14 protein-coding genes and 4 pseudogenes are annotated in these 18265 nt (G+C 56.4%); 11 read left to right on the plus strand and 7 right to left on the minus strand.

Annotated elements, in window-relative coordinates; genetic code table 11:
- Positions 1-37: 37 nt before the first annotated feature.
- A complete protein-coding gene (locus NKI68_RS20580; RefSeq protein WP_254546622.1) occupies positions 38-1201 on the minus strand; it encodes a glycosyltransferase family 4 protein in 1164 nt (387 codons plus the stop codon).
- Between the two features lie 229 nt (positions 1202-1430).
- Between NKI68_RS20580 and NKI68_RS20585 the strand changes: the two genes are divergently transcribed.
- A complete protein-coding gene (locus tag NKI68_RS20585) occupies positions 1431-3002 on the plus strand; it encodes a flippase (RefSeq protein WP_254546623.1) in 1572 nt (523 codons plus the stop codon).
- A gap of 537 nt (positions 3003-3539) precedes the next feature.
- Positions 3540-4880 carry a hypothetical protein gene (locus NKI68_RS20590; protein WP_254546624.1) on the plus strand — a complete coding sequence of 447 codons (1341 nt, stop codon included), beginning with the start codon at positions 3540-3542 and terminating at the stop codon, positions 4878-4880.
- A gap of 358 nt (positions 4881-5238) precedes the next feature.
- Here NKI68_RS20590 and NKI68_RS20595 read toward each other — a convergent pair whose 3' ends face one another.
- Positions 5239-6402, minus strand: coding sequence for a glycosyltransferase family 4 protein (locus NKI68_RS20595; RefSeq protein WP_254546625.1), 1164 nt, complete (start codon positions 6400-6402; stop codon positions 5239-5241).
- Between the two features lie 198 nt (positions 6403-6600).
- Between NKI68_RS20595 and NKI68_RS20600 the strand changes: the two genes are divergently transcribed.
- Positions 6601-7524: a hypothetical protein gene (locus tag NKI68_RS20600; protein ID WP_254546626.1), complete on the plus strand. Its 924-nt coding sequence runs from the start codon at positions 6601-6603 to the stop codon at positions 7522-7524.
- A 206-nt stretch (positions 7525-7730) separates the two neighbouring features.
- Positions 7731-8404 (plus strand): annotated as a pseudogene (locus NKI68_RS20605) (IS6 family transposase).
- On the opposite strand, the pseudogene NKI68_RS20610 reads toward NKI68_RS20605, so the two are convergent.
- The 4 genes and pseudogenes from NKI68_RS20610 to NKI68_RS20625 form a co-directional block, all read right to left on the minus strand.
- Positions 8402-8577, minus strand: a pseudogene (locus NKI68_RS20610) (IS5/IS1182 family transposase); the annotation flags it as partial. The pseudogenes NKI68_RS20605 and NKI68_RS20610 sit on opposite strands and share 3 nt — an antisense overlap.
- A gap of 307 nt (positions 8578-8884) precedes the next feature.
- Complete coding sequence (locus NKI68_RS20615; protein WP_254546627.1) at positions 8885-9679, minus strand: hypothetical protein; 795 nt, start codon at positions 9677-9679, stop codon at positions 8885-8887.
- 19 nt (positions 9680-9698) lie between these two features.
- On the minus strand, positions 9699-10583 hold the full coding sequence (locus NKI68_RS20620) for an IS1595 family transposase (RefSeq protein WP_254545389.1): 885 nt from the start codon (positions 10581-10583) through the stop codon (positions 9699-9701).
- A 270-nt stretch (positions 10584-10853) separates the two neighbouring features.
- A pseudogene (locus NKI68_RS20625) lies at positions 10854-10982 on the minus strand (IS1595 family transposase); the annotation flags it as partial.
- Positions 10983-11224: 242 nt separating this feature from the next.
- Here NKI68_RS20625 and NKI68_RS20630 point away from each other — a divergent pair.
- Together NKI68_RS20630 and NKI68_RS20635 are read left to right on the plus strand one after the other, a co-directional pair.
- Positions 11225-11534: pseudogene (locus NKI68_RS20630) on the plus strand (transposase domain-containing protein); the annotation flags it as partial.
- A gap of 141 nt (positions 11535-11675) precedes the next feature.
- The gene (locus tag NKI68_RS20635; RefSeq protein WP_254546628.1) at positions 11676-12089 is read left to right on the plus strand and encodes a universal stress protein; all 414 of its coding nucleotides are present in this window, start codon (positions 11676-11678) and stop codon (positions 12087-12089) included.
- A gap of 58 nt (positions 12090-12147) precedes the next feature.
- Here NKI68_RS20635 and NKI68_RS20640 read toward each other — a convergent pair whose 3' ends face one another.
- A complete protein-coding gene (locus NKI68_RS20640; RefSeq protein WP_254546629.1) occupies positions 12148-12441 on the minus strand; it encodes a hypothetical protein in 294 nt (97 codons plus the stop codon).
- Positions 12442-12773: 332 nt separating this feature from the next.
- On the opposite strand from NKI68_RS20640, the gene NKI68_RS20645 reads away from it, so the two are divergent.
- The 5 genes from NKI68_RS20645 to NKI68_RS20665 all read left to right on the plus strand — a co-directional run bounded on the left by NKI68_RS20645 (position 12774) and on the right by NKI68_RS20665 (position 18256).
- Positions 12774-14144 carry a M28 family peptidase gene (locus NKI68_RS20645; RefSeq protein ID WP_254546630.1) on the plus strand — a complete coding sequence of 457 codons (1371 nt, stop codon included), beginning with the start codon at positions 12774-12776 and terminating at the stop codon, positions 14142-14144.
- Positions 14145-14151: 7 nt separating this feature from the next.
- Positions 14152-14361 carry a hypothetical protein gene (locus NKI68_RS20650; RefSeq protein WP_254546631.1) on the plus strand — a complete coding sequence of 70 codons (210 nt, stop codon included), beginning with the start codon at positions 14152-14154 and terminating at the stop codon, positions 14359-14361.
- A 201-nt stretch (positions 14362-14562) separates the two neighbouring features.
- Positions 14563-16188 carry an ABC transporter substrate-binding protein gene (locus tag NKI68_RS20655; RefSeq protein ID WP_254546632.1) on the plus strand — a complete coding sequence of 542 codons (1626 nt, stop codon included), beginning with the start codon at positions 14563-14565 and terminating at the stop codon, positions 16186-16188.
- Between the two features lie 41 nt (positions 16189-16229).
- Positions 16230-17207 (plus strand): ABC transporter permease, encoded by a 978-nt coding sequence (locus tag NKI68_RS20660; RefSeq protein WP_254546633.1) that lies wholly within the window; start codon positions 16230-16232, stop codon positions 17205-17207.
- 2 nt (positions 17208-17209) lie between these two features.
- Positions 17210-18256 carry an ABC transporter permease gene (locus tag NKI68_RS20665; protein WP_254546634.1) on the plus strand — a complete coding sequence of 349 codons (1047 nt, stop codon included), beginning with the start codon at positions 17210-17212 and terminating at the stop codon, positions 18254-18256.
- Positions 18257-18265: the final 9 nt, after the last annotated feature.

Raw genomic sequence — 18265 nt, forward strand, 5'->3', positions numbered from 1 at the left:
GTTTTTAAGTAAAATTATGGTTATTCGAATAGAGTTCTTAACGTTTTGTAACGCGGCCGCGAGCCGCGGCTTCGTACGCGGCGACGTGTCGATCGACGCACCGATCGAGCGAGAACTCCTCCCGCGCGCGTTCCCGCGCGCGTTCGCCGCGCCGTCGCGCGAGGTCGGGGTCCGAGAGCGTCTCCGCGATCGCGTCGGCCAGCGCCTCCGGGTCGGCGGGGGGGACGATCCGCCCGTGAACGCCGTCGTCGAGCTGTTCGGGGACGCCGCCGACCCGCGTCGCGACGATCGGCCGTTCCATCGCCATCGCCTCGAGCACCGCCATCGGACACGCCTCCGCCACCGACGGCAGCGCGAACACGTCGAACAGCGACAGCAGTTCGGGGACGTCCGAGCGGCGACCCAGGAAGTGTACCGACTCCTCGAGACCGAGATCGGCCCGAAGCGTCTCCAGTCCGTCCACGTACTCCGCGCGCGTGTCGGGCGCGCCGCCGACGATCGCCGTCGTCACCGGGCCGTACCGATCGGTCACCCGATCGACGGCCCGGAGCAGGTGCTCGTGGCCCTTGACCGGGTTGAGGTTGCCGACCGTGCCGACGATCGGTCGGTCGGGGTCGACCCCGAGTTCGGCGGCGAACGCCTCGCGGTCGGCCGCTACCGCGTCGGGGTCGAACCGATCGGTGTCCACCGGCGCGTACAGCGTCCGCGCGTCCGTCCCCCCCGGGAAGTAGTACCCGGTGACGGCGTCCGCCGCGACGACGATCTCGTCGGCGATCCGCTCGGCCGTCAACGCCGCGGCCCGCGCGACGGGCCTGGCGAGGGAGGTGTCGTTGAAGTGCCAGACCAGCCCCGCCGGGGACGAGGCGGCCGCCAGCGCCGCCTGGAAGTTGATCGGCATGTTGGCGTGGACGACGTCGACGTCCTCCTCGCGGACGACCCGCCGGAGTCGTTCGACGGCCAGCGGTAACGTGAGCAGATACCGACCGTTCGCGGCCACCTGCCGCGGCGGCCGCATCCGGGCCAACCCCGGCCGACGGACCGTGAACCCCTCGTCGGCCGCCATCTCGGCGAACGCGTCCTCGCCCTCGGGGAGCGCGAACACCGTCTCGACTCCCCGCGAGCGGAGTCGCTCTGCCACCGACAGCGAACGCAGTTGCGGCCCGCCCACGCGGGGATCGGGTAGACTGTTTAGCACGCGCATTTTAGATACGTTTCCTATTCATAGAGGATCAAATCTGGCTTTAATTTTCTTTCTACATCGTCTGTAAAGTCGCATCCTGACCGCCACCGTGGAACCTATTTCCGTTCGTTCAGAATGTCCGGCCTCGAATACGGGGGATCCGACAAAAATAATTCTACGACATACTATGATAATATCTAACTATTCTCGAACCTCTCTCGTCAATACCTGAAGCTTATGTTAATCGCAGGTGCAACTCGAATCAATGGGGAGGGACCTTGTCGATCGAGTGCTCGTAGTATTTGGATCAAATCTGGGCGCACAGCTCGTTGTTATCGCAACGACTCCTATTCTAGTTAGACTACTTGGTGTCTCTGCGTATGGGGAGTACGCGTTTGTACTCTCTGTAATGTCCTTGTCAGCCGTTGTGGCTTCGGCCGGCACGTTCGATAGTACACGCAAATTTATTGCAGAACAGCGATCATGGGAGAACTGGCGTAATCATGTATTTAGCATATATACCCGTACTGTTTTGCTGATCGGATTTGCAATCTCTATTTTATTCATTCTTATTTCTACATTCGATTTGATTAGATTGTTGATGGGGGAAAATAAGAGCAGTTACACACTTTATTTCTACTTTCTCGCACTGCTCGTACCCTTACAGGCCGTGTTTAGATTGTCACGTAGTGCTCTCATGGGCCTTGATCTTGAGTCCTATTCGGAACCACTCTTTATCGTTCAACGGATTCTTTTCGGGATAAGTGCTATCGTACTTATATGGCTGGGCTGGGGAGTTGTAGGAGCTCTTATAGGTCAAGTAATCGCACTCATCGTTGTTGTCGGGTGTGCACTTACCCTCTTAAATCGCGAAATTAAACTGTCGTCAATAATTAGGCCCATCCCGTCGTCATTTCCATGTCGGACGTTACTTTCATATAATGTCTCAACGGTAGCGCTTAAACTACTGAATGCATCATTATACAATATCGATATTATTCTACTCGGGCTGATCGCCGGAGACGCCGCTACCGGATCATATCGAGCTGCACTCGTTGTAGCAGAGTTCTTATGGCTCGTCCCGATGGCAGTCCAGATCGTCCTCCTGCACTCTACTTCTCAACTTTGGAGCAATAATGAGTCTGAAAGTATATCTAAATTATCCTCAAAAGCCGTCCGCTTTACACTCGTTTTCACTCTACTTCTGGTCATTGGAGTAGCAGCGTTAGCAGAACAGGTTATTACTTTATACTTCGGTTCTGAGTTTATCCGTGCGGCAGATACGCTTTTGTTCTTGCTCCCTGGAGCATTAGGATTCGCCGTAGCACGTCCTATATTTGCCACTGGACAGGGACATGGTGATCTTCGACCTGTATTATTGGCCACCGGCACTGCTGCTTTACTCAACGTATTACTCAATGTAATCCTTATTCCGCAGTATGGCGCAGTCGGTGCTGCTATTGCTACAAGCATCGGGTATGGATCTATGTTCTTATTTCATATTTTAAGCGCTTATTATCTTGGCTTTAATCCTGTCGCCGATCTACGACTTCCACGAGTCCTAACAACCGCAATTATAGCTGCAGTGCCGATTTTTGGCCTTGTAAGGCTCCTACCTGGAAATCTCCTCCCATTATTTGTTGTGCCGCCTATCGGGTTCATCATTTACTCGCTCTTGGCGCTACGGACACGAGCAATTGATCCTGAAGAGTTACGGATACTCACTAAGCGCGTTCCTATTCATTCCCTAGAAGATACTCTACCGCCTAGTGTGTTAAAAATCATTCAATCCTCTATTGATTCAATTATGGGCCCAAGGTAACACTTCTTCGAAGTACATTTATAAATTATTATCATAAACGAATGCATCAAACAACACCTTTATAACTGCTTCCGTGAGTAAACAATACCTGCTAAGATGACTAACTGGGGATGGCGAGCATTAAAGATCTCAACTATTATAGGCGCAGTAGCAACTCTCTTAATCTCCATTGAACCCCCTGCAAACTCGTTTGAACCATCGATATATTCCGCTTACCCTCTGTGGCTCTGGCTAATATTTGCTCTTGCACTTGCGGGAGGGATTAGTAGTTCTCTCTACGCTGGGTGGAAAGACGCTTCTCGACGCTGGTTTGCGAGTATTACTCTTGTTTTGGGATTATATCTTGTTTTGTTCACTCTTCCTCTGTTCCGGGAGTACGTCGTCTTCGGTCGTGGCAGCTACGACATTCTTGCTCACCTCGCATTTATACGGACTACCGTTGAAACGGGGACTCTCTCTCCATCCAATTGGTATCCCATTCTCCATCTCTTGAGTTCTATACTTACACTCTTCGGCGTTCCGTTTAGGACAACCCCCATGGTTATCCAATTCGTATTATTCAGTTTGTATGTTGTTTCTATCTACCTCTACGGTCGACAGCAGTTCACTGGTCAAGTTGGAATGTTGGCTGGTGCAACAACGCTTCCTCTCATCCTCGGACAGTTCCATACCTCTCTCCACCCTTCAATCCATTCTTTTTATTTATTACCACTCTTTTTCCTATCGGTCCACTATAAATCATATCGATGGCGAATAGTGATGCTGTTACTCCTGTTTGCGATTGTCTTCTTTCATCCAATGACAGCTATTCTTGCTCTTTGTTACATCGCGGTTTCCGCTGCTGTGCCCTGGATCGGTATGTTGTTCGATGAAACGTGGAAACGTACGTCGCCGACCATCACTATCAAACCTGGGGTGGTAATGGTATCTATTGGAGCACTACTGATCTACTGGTACATTGGATTTAATCGAATAACAGTATTAGTCGCGGGATGGATAGTGGGAGTTTCATCATTGTCCGGAGGGAATGGAAACAGTGCCGCTTTTGCCCTATCACCTTTCCACTTCTTTTTACGTGGGTTTACTCTGTACGGTGACGTTGTACTGTACATGTTTATTTCAATTTTCGCGGCTTTCATTGTGACTTTCTTGCTCTGGCGTCACCCTGACGTTACAGGACGATACCTTCATGTCGAAGTTCAGTGGTTCTTTGGGTTAGTATTCTGTCTCGGAGTCGTTGCATTAGGAATTCTCGGAAATCCTATACGGGCTGCTCGCTACTTCTTCCTCTTTTCGGCAGTTCTTATCGGCGGTGCTATGGCTGCGCTCACCCGCCTTGGAAACTATCTATTCCCCTCTCGCCATCAGAGAACTCTAAATACCATCTGTTCCATTTTACTCGCAGCGAATATTGTTCTTGCAGGGGTTGTTGGTGCAGCAGGCGTCTATCCCAATGGCAATCATTTAACAGAAACAGAAGTGAAGTCCGTCAACTGGATCCTTACTCATACAAATAACGATCCAGTGCTAAGCCTCAGCATGTCGCGAAAGATGACTCTCTTCGTACGTGGGACACATGATGCCCCAAAGCAATGGCGGTTCCAAGAGGAAAAAGCAGCACTTCAGCTTCCGTCTCATTTAGGTTACCAAAATAACCAAACAGTAGCTAACCTTCATAAGGATGATTTTTACATTTTCACGAAAGAATATGATCTCGAATACTATAAATCATCGTATCGCGAACAGTGGCCAGCACTAACTTGGTATACCGTTCACGACCTTCGAAAATTGCGCAATGATTCGGCCGCTGATCGCATCTATACATCTGGTCTTAAACGGGCGTCTGTCTGGAGAGTCACACAACGAGACACAGCATGAAACAAAGGGTTGATCTGATATAATTGTCACTTCCCATCGCTATTATTATTACTATTATTCTATCATCTAAACCATCTGTTTTCAGAACTACCCTTCTGATCTATCGTGATGAAGGATGCTGCTCTATACTGTTAACCTATTTTAGTTGCTCTATTGAAAATACGGTACGGCCGCGAGATCAGTGAATTGGGAGGCGAACGATCATACCTGCCGACCAAGGAGTGGGTGATTCTTCCTTCCAATTCTGACGGTGAGTGTTGTAACCACTTCGATCAGGCTATATTCTTTGAAAAACAGACCGGATTTTATTGAATGGCCATCGTCGGATTCATTGAGTCCCTGGGCTGTTCTCATTCTTTCAATGGAGCAATCTCAGTAATGATAGCACCTTCCCTAATATTCTCCTTTCTGTGCTCAAGTTCGTGGATTCACAAATCGATTTAAGTGACTTCCGCATACATTTTCCTATGATCTCCGGATCGTTGTTCCGTTTTACCGCTTGCCGGGCATTCCTCCCCAATCGATAACGTTCTTCTGGATTATCTAGTAGATATTCAAGAGTTTCTCGAAATTCATTTTCATCGGAAGGGTCAATTAACATCCCTGTTTCTGTGTCTTCTATCTGCTCAACGATTCCATGATCTGCGTTTGCGACCACCGGAAGTTCAGCCATCTGAGCTTCTAGAATCACGTTTGGGTAGGCATCAATAAACGATATATATGCCATAATATCTGCTTTGTTATAGAATGCAGTGATATTATCTACATATCCTAGAATGTGGATTCGATTTCTTATTCCAGACTCAGATACGTTCTCTTCGATGAACTCCATTAAGTCTTCTAGGTACGGTCCATTGCCTGCGATCACGTATATAACGTCATCGCGTTTTTTTAAGATATGCTCTATATCCCGTATGATCCTACAGACTCCCTGGAACTTACCGTGATAATTGAGATTAGTGACGGTCAAGACCACCTGTTTATCCTTCGGAAGCGGGGATTCAGATTCATAATTACGGGAGTCATCCATCTCAATAATTTTAGGGGGGTAATGGACAACAGCGACACACCTCGGATCAATCCCTGTTCTTTCTACAATATCATCTTTCAATGACGCTGCCACTACCATGTAGCCATTTGCGTACCATAGTGCTATCCGGTCTAGAAACATCTGTAGATAGTGAACACATATCTTTCGCCATTGATTATCTTCTTTTTTTAATCCTTGGATCCGGTCTCGACGACCTTCCCAGGGATTCCCCCCGAGTCTAACGACTAGGGGGACTCGATATAATATCGATAATAGCATCACACAACAACCTAATAGATCTGGGCCGTTTACAAGAATAACGTCGTATTCCGCATTTCCGAGCTCCTCTCTCCCTTGTCGGATGATTGATGAATACTTCCCAATTATTCCGTCCGATGAGTTAGGGGTTATTATTTCGGCTTCGCATTCAAGCGTCTCAAGAGGTACAATGAACTCCCAAGGCCTGCGTACGCTAAATGCAAGTATTTTCATATTGTATACTAACTACTAACAAGATATATCCCTTTCTTTTGCGATCGCGGTTTAGCGCTAGATAATCCCTTCTTACTAGGTGTTTATGTGCTATCACTAACCACGATCTTAAATGATATATTTCTTATGTATTTGTTGTCCCTACATTAAAGAAGATTCAGAAAAATATATTACTGGCTCTATCTTACGTCTATATTAATGAGTCCCGCATCAAATCTACGCAGGGCAATTACTACACCTCAACTCATCTTTCGCTATTTGAATAGGCAGTACTACACATTATCGTCTAAAACCGGGTTAGATCGAGACCGGGTTGATATATTTGACGAAGACTGGGACAACCTCGTCATCCTCGACGCCTGTCGTTATGATATGTTTGAGCGACAAAACGAACTTCAAGGGCGATTGGAGAGTCGGTTTTCCGCCGGGTCCTCAACATTTGAATTCCTCCAATCCAACATTAATGGGAAATCGTTGCTTGATACCGTGTATGTGACTGCAAATCCTCAATTTTACCATCACCGAGAGCGAATTTCGGGACAATTCCATGCAGTTGTAAACGTGTGGATGGATGATGGTTGGGACGACGCTTGTAATACCGTACTCCCCGAGACGACTACTAAATATGCAAAGAAAGCTACAGAACAGTATCCAAATAAACGTCTCATCATACACTATATTCAACCTCACTATCCTTTTTTAGACGAGTCAGTAGATTTTGATAAACAGCAACTTCATGAAGAAGGGGAGAAACGGGCTTTCTGGAACGAGATCTTCACAGGGGACCTTGAGGTATCCAGAGAGGTTGTTTGGGACTTATATACCCAAAATTTGAATCGGGTACTACAGTCCGTAGCTGGTCTAAAAGATGACTTAGAAGGGAAAACAGTCATCACATCTGACCATGGAAATATGGTCGGTGAACGGTCATTTCCGTTACCAATCCGCGAGTGGGGTCATCCACCGGGTATTCACACTACTACTCTGACTAAGGTCCCTTGGTTAATAATCAACGATGGTCCGCGAAAAGAGATCATCTCTGACCGACCAAGTAAAGAGAGGAATCCAGCAGCCAACGACGATACAGTCAGAGGGCATCTTGAGGATCTCGGTTACTTATAAATGTACTGCTAGAGTAGTGTCATGACGACCCTGTTTAGACACAGATGACAACGGCTCATACCGGTAGACTAACCACTATTAGCAACAGATCCGAGTAGTATGCCCTCTCGTCTTTCCCGATTCACAGATTATCTCGTTAGGCTCTGTGGCACTGTCTAGTTAAGCCAGTTTGAGAAGCGAGCAGGTCGTTGAGTCGATCGACCAAGATGCTCGACCTGCTCAGCGAGTGCTATGGGGCGGATGTAGAAGAAGCGTGGGAGCGTGAGCGGACGGCGGTTGCGTCAGGGCGGTCGCCGTCCGGCTCCACGCGACCGGGTGTTCGCTCAGAGAAATAACGTCGATCCTCGCTGACTTAGCCGTTGGACGCTCGCACGGAGTGGTTTGGAACTCGGTGCATCGAATTTCTGACAGCGTTCCTGACCCGCCGACGGTGAGACCGTCGCGGGTCGCGGTCGACAAGACCGCTGTCAAAATCAACGGTGAGTGGTCTTGGTTGTACGCTACAATAGACCTCGACACAAAGTTGATTCTAGACGTGGCGTTGTTTGGACGGCACGGCACCGATCCGGCAGCTGCATTTCTGTCCGGCCTCGCCGAGAAACACGATCTCTCGGACACCGTGTTTCTCGTTGACCAGTTCGGCTATCGGACTGCCCTCTCACGACTTGGACTGAGCGGTCAGGTCGACGACACCGACCGGAACCGCATCGAAACGTGGTTTCACACCCTCAAAATGCGCGTTGACCGCTTCCACAACTCGTGGGTGGGCAGTCGGCGGAGCGTCCGCCAATGCCTTGTGCTGTTCACACATTACTACAACCATCTCAGACCGCACCAATCGCTCGACGGACGAACCCCGATCGAGGAGGTGCTAAACTAGACAGTGCCGGTACGTCGTATTCTCCGTACCTTGAGACAAAGTAAGATGATGTGCTGGTGAAGTGTGTACTGCCGTTTCGAGAATTTCGAAGAGTAGTGGGCGACAGCTCGTCGGGCCAAGTGAAACGCCTGTTCCACAAACCGGAGTAACCGCGACTTCGGGAGGGTCTGCATTCGATCATATTACCGGCCGAACCTGTATCCCTCTGAGGATTTCAACAGAGCCACGTAACCTAGATGAGAAGCCCTGAAAGAGACCCTTCGAACTGTTCTCTAATTCACTAACAATGTCCTTCACAAGAGCGTTCCCTTTGACGGCCAGCAGCGCGCCCGCTATGGCTCCGGTGCTGGCAACTCGCAGAAAGGGAACATCGAGCGCCGCGAGATCTCCCCCGGATGCTCCTCGACCTACCGCGCCGCGTCGAGGCCGACCTCAGTTGGTTTCACCAAATCCATCTTGAAATAGGTGCTAAGTGTGTGCCTAATAACGATCACTTCGGTATCCCAACGCCTGGAGATGTTGGTTTAGTTCATCTCTATCGAAAGAGGCATCGTCTCTCTGAGGCGTCCCGGGCTGGATTGACTTTCGCTCGCCATTCTGGTAGATATGCCATGGGACCTCCAAGAGTTCTTTAAGGTAGATCCCTTGGTAGTGTCCGAAGCTCCGGACTGGGATTGGTGATTGGCGGCCGCCAAGAAGCTCGCCATGATCTGCCGTTACTACTGTTTTACCGCATAGTTCTGAGAGTATTTTTTCCACCTCCTCCAACACCAGATTCAGATTCTCGTGGTAGGCCTTTTTGAAATCGTCAGTGGACACGTTATTATATCGCACAAGCTCGTTGGCTCCGATTGCCCTTTTAAATTTCTTACCAGTGGGTCCCAAGAACGGCGTATGCGGCTGCATATAATGGACAATCAACCGTTTATTTGGGAACTCCGTAGCCGCGTTTAATGCCTCCTCAGTCACAGTCTCGGGTTTGGTGGTTAGCCCCTCATGGGCATCACGTTCCGTTGCGAGGAATTTGTAGATTTCGGCATCAATTTCATCTCTTAGCCTTGGATACCACTGGTTTGCCGACACGTATACCGTGTCGTTTTCCTTCCGGCCTTTAAAATTCGCGGTAATAAACTCCATTGTGGCCGCCCCTTTCGACATTCTCTTTTCGAGAGTGCCAGGGAGATCAGCGTGATCTCGGAATGAACTGTATCGGCACGCGTCAAGAATTACTAGGTTATCCCAATCTTCATCAAAGACATTTACTCCTTCGCTCATCCGTAGCACATTGTTGATTTCACAGCGTCGCTCGAACAGCGTGTTTGAGAGCGTCTCGACCGGGTTTCCGAAACAGTTCCCGACGTAGTTGGAACGCTCTGAGATACTGCGTCAACTTGTCTTTCGAGACGCCTCGATGGGGCGAGAGCCACCGTCGCGTCAGCGACGCGTGGCTCTCGCAGGTGTTGACGTGAACTTCCTCATCGGCGTATTCGCCGTCGCCGTGGACGACGTATTCGCGGTCGAATGCGTCGTCGTCTTCGAGCGGTTCGTACGCTCGAAAGCCGTCGGTATAGACCGTGAGCGACTCCTCTTTGCGGTCAGCAAGGAGGAGTCGAATCGTCGATTCGTCGGCGGCTTTCGCTGGAATCACGTACCGCTGTCCGGTCCCGCGATCAGCGATTATGAACACGGGTGGCTTGTCGCCATCGTACGAACCTCGCCCGCGCGTGGACAGGCCACGCGAGCGCGACTCCTGGTCGCGCTCGCGGCCTTTCTTCCCCGCGTTGACGTACACTTCGTCGATTTCAACCGGACCAACGAGATCGAGGGAAGGCGCATCGAGCGCTCTGGCGAAGCGCTCGATGCGCCGGTGCATCGTCTTGTGTGTTACCTCGATTTCGCACTGTAGTTGGCGGAGACTGGTGTTAAACCGGAGAAACGCGTAGATCGAGAACAACCACCGGCGGAGCGCGATCTTCGAGTGAGCAAAGATTGTGCCCGTCTTGTCGTTGAACGTGCGGTCACAATTCTTACAGAGATACCGCTGAAACTCTCTGTAGCTGCCGTTTCTGACCGTTCGGTCAGAACGGCAGCGAGGACAGGTAACACCGTCACGCCAGCGAACCTGCGCCAACAGGTCCGCTGCGACCGATTCCGACCCAAACACATCTAGCGGAATCATTCGTGTCGGGCACCGCTGACGCGGTGCCCTTGTCCTCTTCGACTCCGCAGCGACCGCTCTGCAGTATCAACAATCTCCTACGCAAGAGCGTACTCCTTTGTAATAGTGATCTCGAAAACCGAGACGCCGGTGATAGAGACTATTGAGTTCTTGAGCAGCTAAATCGGGTTTTTTGACCGCTGTTTTTAATTGCTTTAATCCATACATGGGAAGATATTACAATACAGGGTATAAAACTGTAACGCTCATGGGAAGCACATTGTTGGTGAGTCAGAGCACAGTTCGAACGACTTCTTTGAGAGCTTCTTGACTTGAGCTACGTAAGATTCGCCGGCGAAGCTGGATGACTCTGAGATAGGGCATGAGATCGTCTTTTGAGACGCCCCAGTGCGGCGAGAGCTACTGTCGCGCCCGCGAACCTCCCCCAGCAGGTTCGCGGTGCTCGTCACTGAGCAAAAGACTTCAACTGGGAACATAGTCGAGTGATACGTCAGCATCACCCTTGCTCGCTACGCTTTCACAGCGCTAGCTCTCTCCGACCAACAATCTGCTAACTCACGGAAGCTTCAACTCCTTTGATTTAGCGACTCGCCCCGACGCCGTCTAGTGATTCTACACAGCGAGATACCGAGACGAAGTAGATCCTCGATGTCGTGTTGTTTGGGCGTCACGGTACTGATCCGGCGGCTGTGTTTCTCCATCGACTCACGGAGAAATATGATCTCTCCGAGGCTGAGTTTCTCATCGATCTATTCAGATACCGGACTGCCATTGCTCAAGTAGGATGAGTGGCCGGATCAACTATACCGAGCGAAACCTCATCGAAAAGTGGTTTCACACGCCCAAAATGGGTGTTGACCGCTTCAATAACTCGTGGGTGGCAGTCGGTCGAGTGCCTGCGAATGGCTTCAGCAGTTCATGCATTACTACAACCGTCAGAGACCGCACTAAGCTTCCAACGGAAAGACACGATTGGGGAGATGCAGAACTGGACAGTGCCGTTCACCATATCCTACCGCGAAAGTACCCAAACCCGACGTTTCCCGACGACCTATTCCCTCCCCACGCCGTCCTAGTACGCGGTGAAGAGCGATGTACGAGACGATCCTCGTCCCGACGGACGGTAGCGACGGAGCGAACCGAGCGGTCGAACACGCGTTGCACCTCGCCGAGCGGGACGGCGCGAGCCTGCACGTGATCTTCGTCGTGGACGTCGATCGCTACGGGGAACCCGCCCTGAGCAGCGCCGAGATCGTCATCGACGAACTCGAGGACGAGGGCCACGACCTGGTGGAGGGGGTGGCCGCACGGGCCGACAACCGCGGCGTCGAAGCCACGACGCGGTGCTGTCACGGGACCCCCGACAGCGAAATCGTCGGCTACGCGGACGCGATCGGCGCGGACCTCATCGTCATGGGGTATCAGGGCCGGTCGCACCGGACGAAGATCGGGAGCGTCGCGAACCGGGTCGTGCAGCACGCCGAACGGCCCGTCATGACGGTGTAGACGACCGCCCGCCCCGTCGAACCTCTCCCCGCTGGATCCCCCGCCGAGCCGCGGCCCCTCAGGCCGACTCGACGAGCGAGTAGAACGCCGCGGGGTCGTTCCACAGTTCGCCGACCGTGGCCGCCGCCAGGTACCGGGTGGGGGCGGCCACCCACTCTGAGTTCACGTCCGACTCGGGATCCGGTGCCTCCGTGTCGAACCACCACGCCACGTAGCGCCCGTCCTCGAGCTTTGCGGTCGGGTACATGTCGCCGTTCACCGAGACGTCGACGCGCGTGCCCGACTGAACCGACGGCGTCTCGGTCGTCCCGTCCGCGACGAGGATGTCGATCTCGATCGGTCGCTCGTTCATGTCCGCGTCGCCCGACGGGGCACACCCCCGTTCACCTTTCCCGCGACGATCCGACCTCGATGAGTGACCATAGGACCACCGCGCCGCGCTCCCCCATAAGCGTCCGTCAGGCGTCCGTCCGGCGGGCGTCTGACACTCCCTCGAAACCCGACCGGTTCGCGGGTCGGTTCCGCGGCCATCCGGTCACGTCCTCGACCGCCGATCGCGTCCGTCGGTCGCGTCCGTCGACGCGTCCCCGCCACTCGTGGCCCCGCCGATCGCGTCCTCGCCCCCGTCCCGTCTCACGGATCGCCAACCAAAAAGACCATCTACGGTGACAGTCAGTGTCAGCCGTGACTCGACTCCCCCACGACGTTATCGGTGCCGGGTACGTGAGCACGGCCGGCTGGACGCTCCTCGAAGACCTCGTCGACCTGAACAACCGGATGCCCGGACAGGAGGGTGAGCGACGGGCCGCAGAGCGGATCGAACGGCAGTTCCGCGAGGACGGCCTCCGCGACGTGACGGTGACGGAGTTCCCCATCCCCGGGTGGTGGCGCGGCCGCAGCTCCCTCGAACTGCCGGAGCGCGAGCAGCGATTCGGCCGGTCCCACGAGATCGTCGCCCTCCCGGGCACCCCCGCGGGCGAGGTCGCCGGCGAGATCGTCGACGTGGGCTACGGACTCGCGGCGGACTTCGAGGGCGTCGACCTCGAGGGGAAGATCGTGATGGCCTCGAGCCTCACGCCCGAGAGCCACGACCGCTGGGTCCACCGCTGTGAGAAGTACGGGTACGCCGTCGAGGCGGGGGCGAGCGGCTTCCTGTTCTACAACCACCTGGAGGGGAATCTCCCGCCGACCGGCGACGTCGGCGAGCGGAACGGCCCGGCCGCGATCCCGGCGGTGGGCATCAGCCGCGAACTCGGGAAGCGACTCGTCCGGTACTGCGCCGACGGCCCCGAGCGGGCGGTCCTCACCGTGGACTGCCGCAACGAACCGGCGACGACGCGGAACGTCGAGGCGGTGGTCGGCCCCGATACCGACCGCGAGGTGCTGTTCACCGCCCACGTCGACGCGCACGACGTGGGAACCGGCGCGAACGACAACGGCTTCGGCTGCGCGCTCGTCGTCGAGGTCGCGCGGCTCCTCCGGGCCGTCGAGGACGACCTCGACACGCGCGTCCGGTTCGTCACCTTCGGCGCGGAGGAGACGGGGCTGTACGGGTCGTACTACTGGACGCACACCCGCGACCTCTCGACGGTGAAGTGCGTCCTCAACGTCGACGGCGCGGGCTACTCGCGGAGCCTCGACGTGCACCCCCACGGGTTCGACGGGATCGGGGAGGTCTTCGAGGAGGTGAGCGACGAGTACGGGGTACCGATCTCGATCGGCGAGCGGCTCCGACCCCACAGCGACCACTGGCCGTTCGTCCAGCGGGGCGTCCCCGGCGCGCAGGGGCGATCCCTCTCGTCCGACAACAGCCGGGGGTGGGGCCACACCCACGGCGACACGCTCGACAAACTCGACGTCCGCGACCTGCGGGACCTCGCGATCCTCTGTGCCAGCGGCGTGAAGGAACTGGCCTCGGCCGACCGGGAGTTCGAGCACGTCCCCTCCGAGGCGGTCCGCGAGACGGCCGTCGAGCAGGGGTTCGAGGAGGGACTGCGACGGACCGGCACCTGGCCCTGGGCGGAGGAGCAGGCCGACTGGCCCTGGGAGGCCTGACCGCCGGATGGTCGACGTCGCCCGACTCCGGCGACGCGCCCGCCTCGCGCTGGGCGCGTCGCTCGTCGCGGCCGTGCTCGCCGGAGGATACCTCCTCGCGACGGGACGCCCAGTCGCGGCGGTCGGGCTCGCGGCCCTCCTCGCGGTCGCCGGCCTCTGGGAGTACCGACAGAAGGTCGCCGAGATCGGGCAGGCGGCGCGACGGGAGCGGCGGTGACGCGTCCAGGGCGGCGAACGAGACGGTGACCTGAGCGGCGAACGGGACGGTGACACGTGCGGCGGCGGACCGTGGGTCGTCGACTCCGTGCCGGGACGTGACGTAGCCGGTACATGACGTATTTACAGTACTGTGATTCCGACGGACGTGGCGGTCCAGCTAACGAAATATTCATATGCACCGGATCTGAGGTTGGTGCGTATGACTCAATCTAACACCACCCCCCGAAGCCGTCGCGAGTTCCTCGCCCGGGTCGGGGGAGCGAGCGGGCTGGTCGGACTGACGGCGCTGGCCGGCTGCAGCACGACCGAACCGAAGGGCAACGGTTCGGGCGGCGACGGGAAGAGCAGCCTCCCGAAGTACACGTACATCAACAACCCCCAGAGCTACTCGCCGGAGCGCCACGACGCGATCAACCTCATCGCCGACACGATGAACAAGGCGGGGTTCGACGTCGACGTGAAGGTGATGGAGTGGGGGTCGCTGTACAGCACGGTCACCCAGCAGCACGACTACGGGTTCGCGACGTGGTGGACGTTCTTCACCATCGACCCGGGGATCCTCCTCCCCGAGTACTTCCACTCCCGGAACACCGGCGAGGGCGAGGGGAACTACTCCGGATACACGAACGAGGACCTCGATCCGAAGCTCGAAGCCCAGTTGCGGACCGCAGACACCGCGAAGCGGACGGGGCTCATCCACGATATCCAGAAGACGCTGATGGAGGACGTGCCCACGATGCCCATCGCGCAGATGCCGGACATCATGGCGCACAACAAGGACCAGGTCACCAACTGGAAACACCACATCGCGGGGTTCAACTCCTACTACACGATGGTGAACCTGAAGGTGAACAACGAGAACAACGAGCTTCGCGGAACCTGGCCCGAGTCGCTCTCGACGATGAACGTCCTCGGGCACAACGACGAGAACAAGCACAACTACCAGTTCAACGTCATCTACGACCGGCTCATCCAGTTCGACGAGAACATGAAGCCGGACCCCGAGTTGGGGCTCGCGACCGACTGGAAGCGGGTCGACGAGACCACGATGGAGTACACCGTCCGCGAGTCGACGTGGCACGACGGCGAGCCGCTCACCGCGGAGGACGTGGCGTTCTCGTTCAACTACATCAAGGACAACGAGATCCCGCTCTACACGCTCCAGAACCAGTACATCGAGGGCGCGGAGGTCACCGGCGAGAAGACGGTGCAGCTCACGCTGGCACAGAACCTCGGCCCGGTGAACACCATCCTCGGGAGCCAGATCCCGATCATCCCCAAGCACAAGTGGGAGTCGCGCTCGAACCCGGCGAAGGCGACGATCTCTAACCCCGTCGGGAGCGGCCCGCTCGTGTTCGACTACTGGGACAAGGGGAGCGAACTGGGGCTGAAGAAGAACCCCGACCACTTCGTCGGCGTCGACTTCGACAGGCGGTTCTGGCGGATCATCCCCGAGACCTCCACGCAGTGGGAACTGCTGAAGGGCGGGGACCTCAACTACATCCCGTTCGGCGGCATCAGCCGGCAGTTGAAGCAGAACGAGAAGCTCGACCAGATCGGCGTCGCGAAGGCACAGAGCACCTCGTTCTGGCACTTCACGGCCAACAACCGCAAGGAGGGGCTCGGGAAGACCGCCGTGCGACAGGCGGCGGTCAACTGCATCCCGCGGACGCAGATCGTCGAGCAGATCCTCTTTGGCTACCCCGACGTCGGCTCCAACGTCGTGTCGAAGGCGTTCGGCGACCTCCACACCGACGACGTGAAGACGTACGAGGAGAGCCTCGAAGCCGCGAAAAAGAAGCTGAAGGACGCCGGCTACCTGTGATCGCGCGACCGGCGACGGCAGACGACTAACACACCACACACATGGGAAAAGCACAATTCTTCGTCAGACGGGTGCTGCAGCTGGCCGTCACCTTCTGGGCCGTCGGGAGCGTCCTGTTCCTGCTCTTCCGGTTGATGCCCGGCGATCCGACGTCGTACATCATCTCCGGGCAGATGACCGCGGAGGCGAGACGACAGATCATCGCGAGCTACGGCCTCAACGAACCGCTCTACGTCCAGTACGTGAAGTACATGGGGAACGCCCTGACGCTCAACTTCGGTCAGTCGTTCCACTCGAATCAGCCCGTCTCGGCGGTGCTCGCGACGTACCTCCCCAACACGCTCGTGTTGATGCTCACGGCGTTCGTCATCGCGTACGTCCTCGGCATCCTCCTGGGCGTGCTCGCCGGTTGGTACCGCGGTTCGCGGTTCGAGCGGAGCACGGTGATCGTCGCCCTCCTCGCGCGGAGCGTTCCGGCGTTCTGGGTCGGGTTGCTCGTGCTCTGGATCTTCGGCGCGGAGATGGGCCTCATCCCCATGAGCGGCATGACGAGCCTCGGCCACGAGAACACGAGCTTCTGGGGGATGGTCCTCTCGATCGACTTCCTCAGGCACCTGGCGGCACCGGCGCTCGTCCTCGCGTACTACTACATGGGCTACCCGCTGCTCATCATGCGCAGCAGCATGCTCGAGGTCCTCCGCGAGGACTTCATCGACGTGTGTCGCGCCAAGGGGCTGAGCGAGCGGAAGGTCATGTTCAACCACGCGGCGCGCAACGCCCTCCTCCCCATCGTCACCGCGGCGGCGATCGCCCTCGGCTACGCGGTCGCGGGGAGCGTCCTCATCGAGACGGTGTTCGGCTGGCCCGGCATCGGCCGTGAGATGATCAACGCCGTGCTCCGGCGCGACTACCCGGTGGCACAGGGGACGTTCATGGTCCTCGCGGCGACGATCATCATCATGAACTTCCTCGCGGATCTGGCCTACGGCTACCTCGACCCGCGGGTGACCTACGACTGACCATGAGTTCTGAACACTCAACCGACGCCTCGGCCCCCCAGCGGAGTTCGATCTTCGCCGACCTGGACGAGGCCGACGCCGACGAGATCGACAAGTGGCAACGCACGCTTCGGCTCTGGCGGGAGACGCTCGCGGAACACTGGTCGCTGCTGACCGACGAGCTGTCGGTCAAGCTGTCGATGCTGACGCTCGCGTTCTTCATCCTCGTGGCGATCTTCGCCCGGCCGATCGTCGTGCCCGTCCCCCTCCCGGGCGTGGGGGGCGTGATCGTCCAGCCGTTCTCGTTGGCCCCCTACCCGCCGCTCGAACGGCAGTACACCGACGGTCTGACCATCGCGAAGTCGCTCGAACCCGCCTTCCTGGGCGGGCATCCGGACTACCTGCTCGGCACGACCCAGCAGGGGTACGACATCTTCAGCCAGCTGGTCGCCGGCTCCCGCTCGGCGCTGCTCGTCGGCCTGCTCGCGGCCGTCTTCACCGCCGGGATCGGGACGATGGTCGGGCTGATCGCCGGCTACTACGGCGGCTACGTCGACGACGCGCTGATGCGGTTCGTCGACTTCCTCTACGGCCTCCCGCTCCTGCCGACCGTGATCATCCTGGTCGCGGTCCTCGGCCCGAGCCTGTTCAACATCATCGCCGCGGTCGTCATCCTCCAGTGGCGCGCGACCGCGCGCGTGATCCGGTCGCAGGCGCTCTCGCTGCGCGAACGGCCGTTCGTGAAGGCCGCCCAGGTGGCGGGCGCGAGCGACTGGTACATCCTCACCCGACACCTCGCGCCGAACGTCCTCCCGATGTCGTTTCTCTACGGCTCCTTCGCGATCGCGTGGGCGATCATCACCGAGGCGGGCGTCTCCTTCCTCGGTCTCGGCGACCCCAACACGGTGTCCTGGGGGACGATGCTCCAGAGCGCCCGCTCGTACAACGCGCTGACGTTCGGCCAGTGGTGGTGGTTCGTCCCGCCCGGCATCTGCATCGCGCTCGTGGTCATCAGCGGCTTCCTCATCGGCCGCGGCTACGAGGAGATCACCAACCCTAAACTTCAGTGACATCCTCAC

Origin of the sequence: Halomarina pelagica (genome assembly GCF_024228315.1) — an archaeon.
GTDB lineage: Archaea > Halobacteriota > Halobacteria > Halobacteriales > Haloarculaceae > Halomarina > Halomarina pelagica.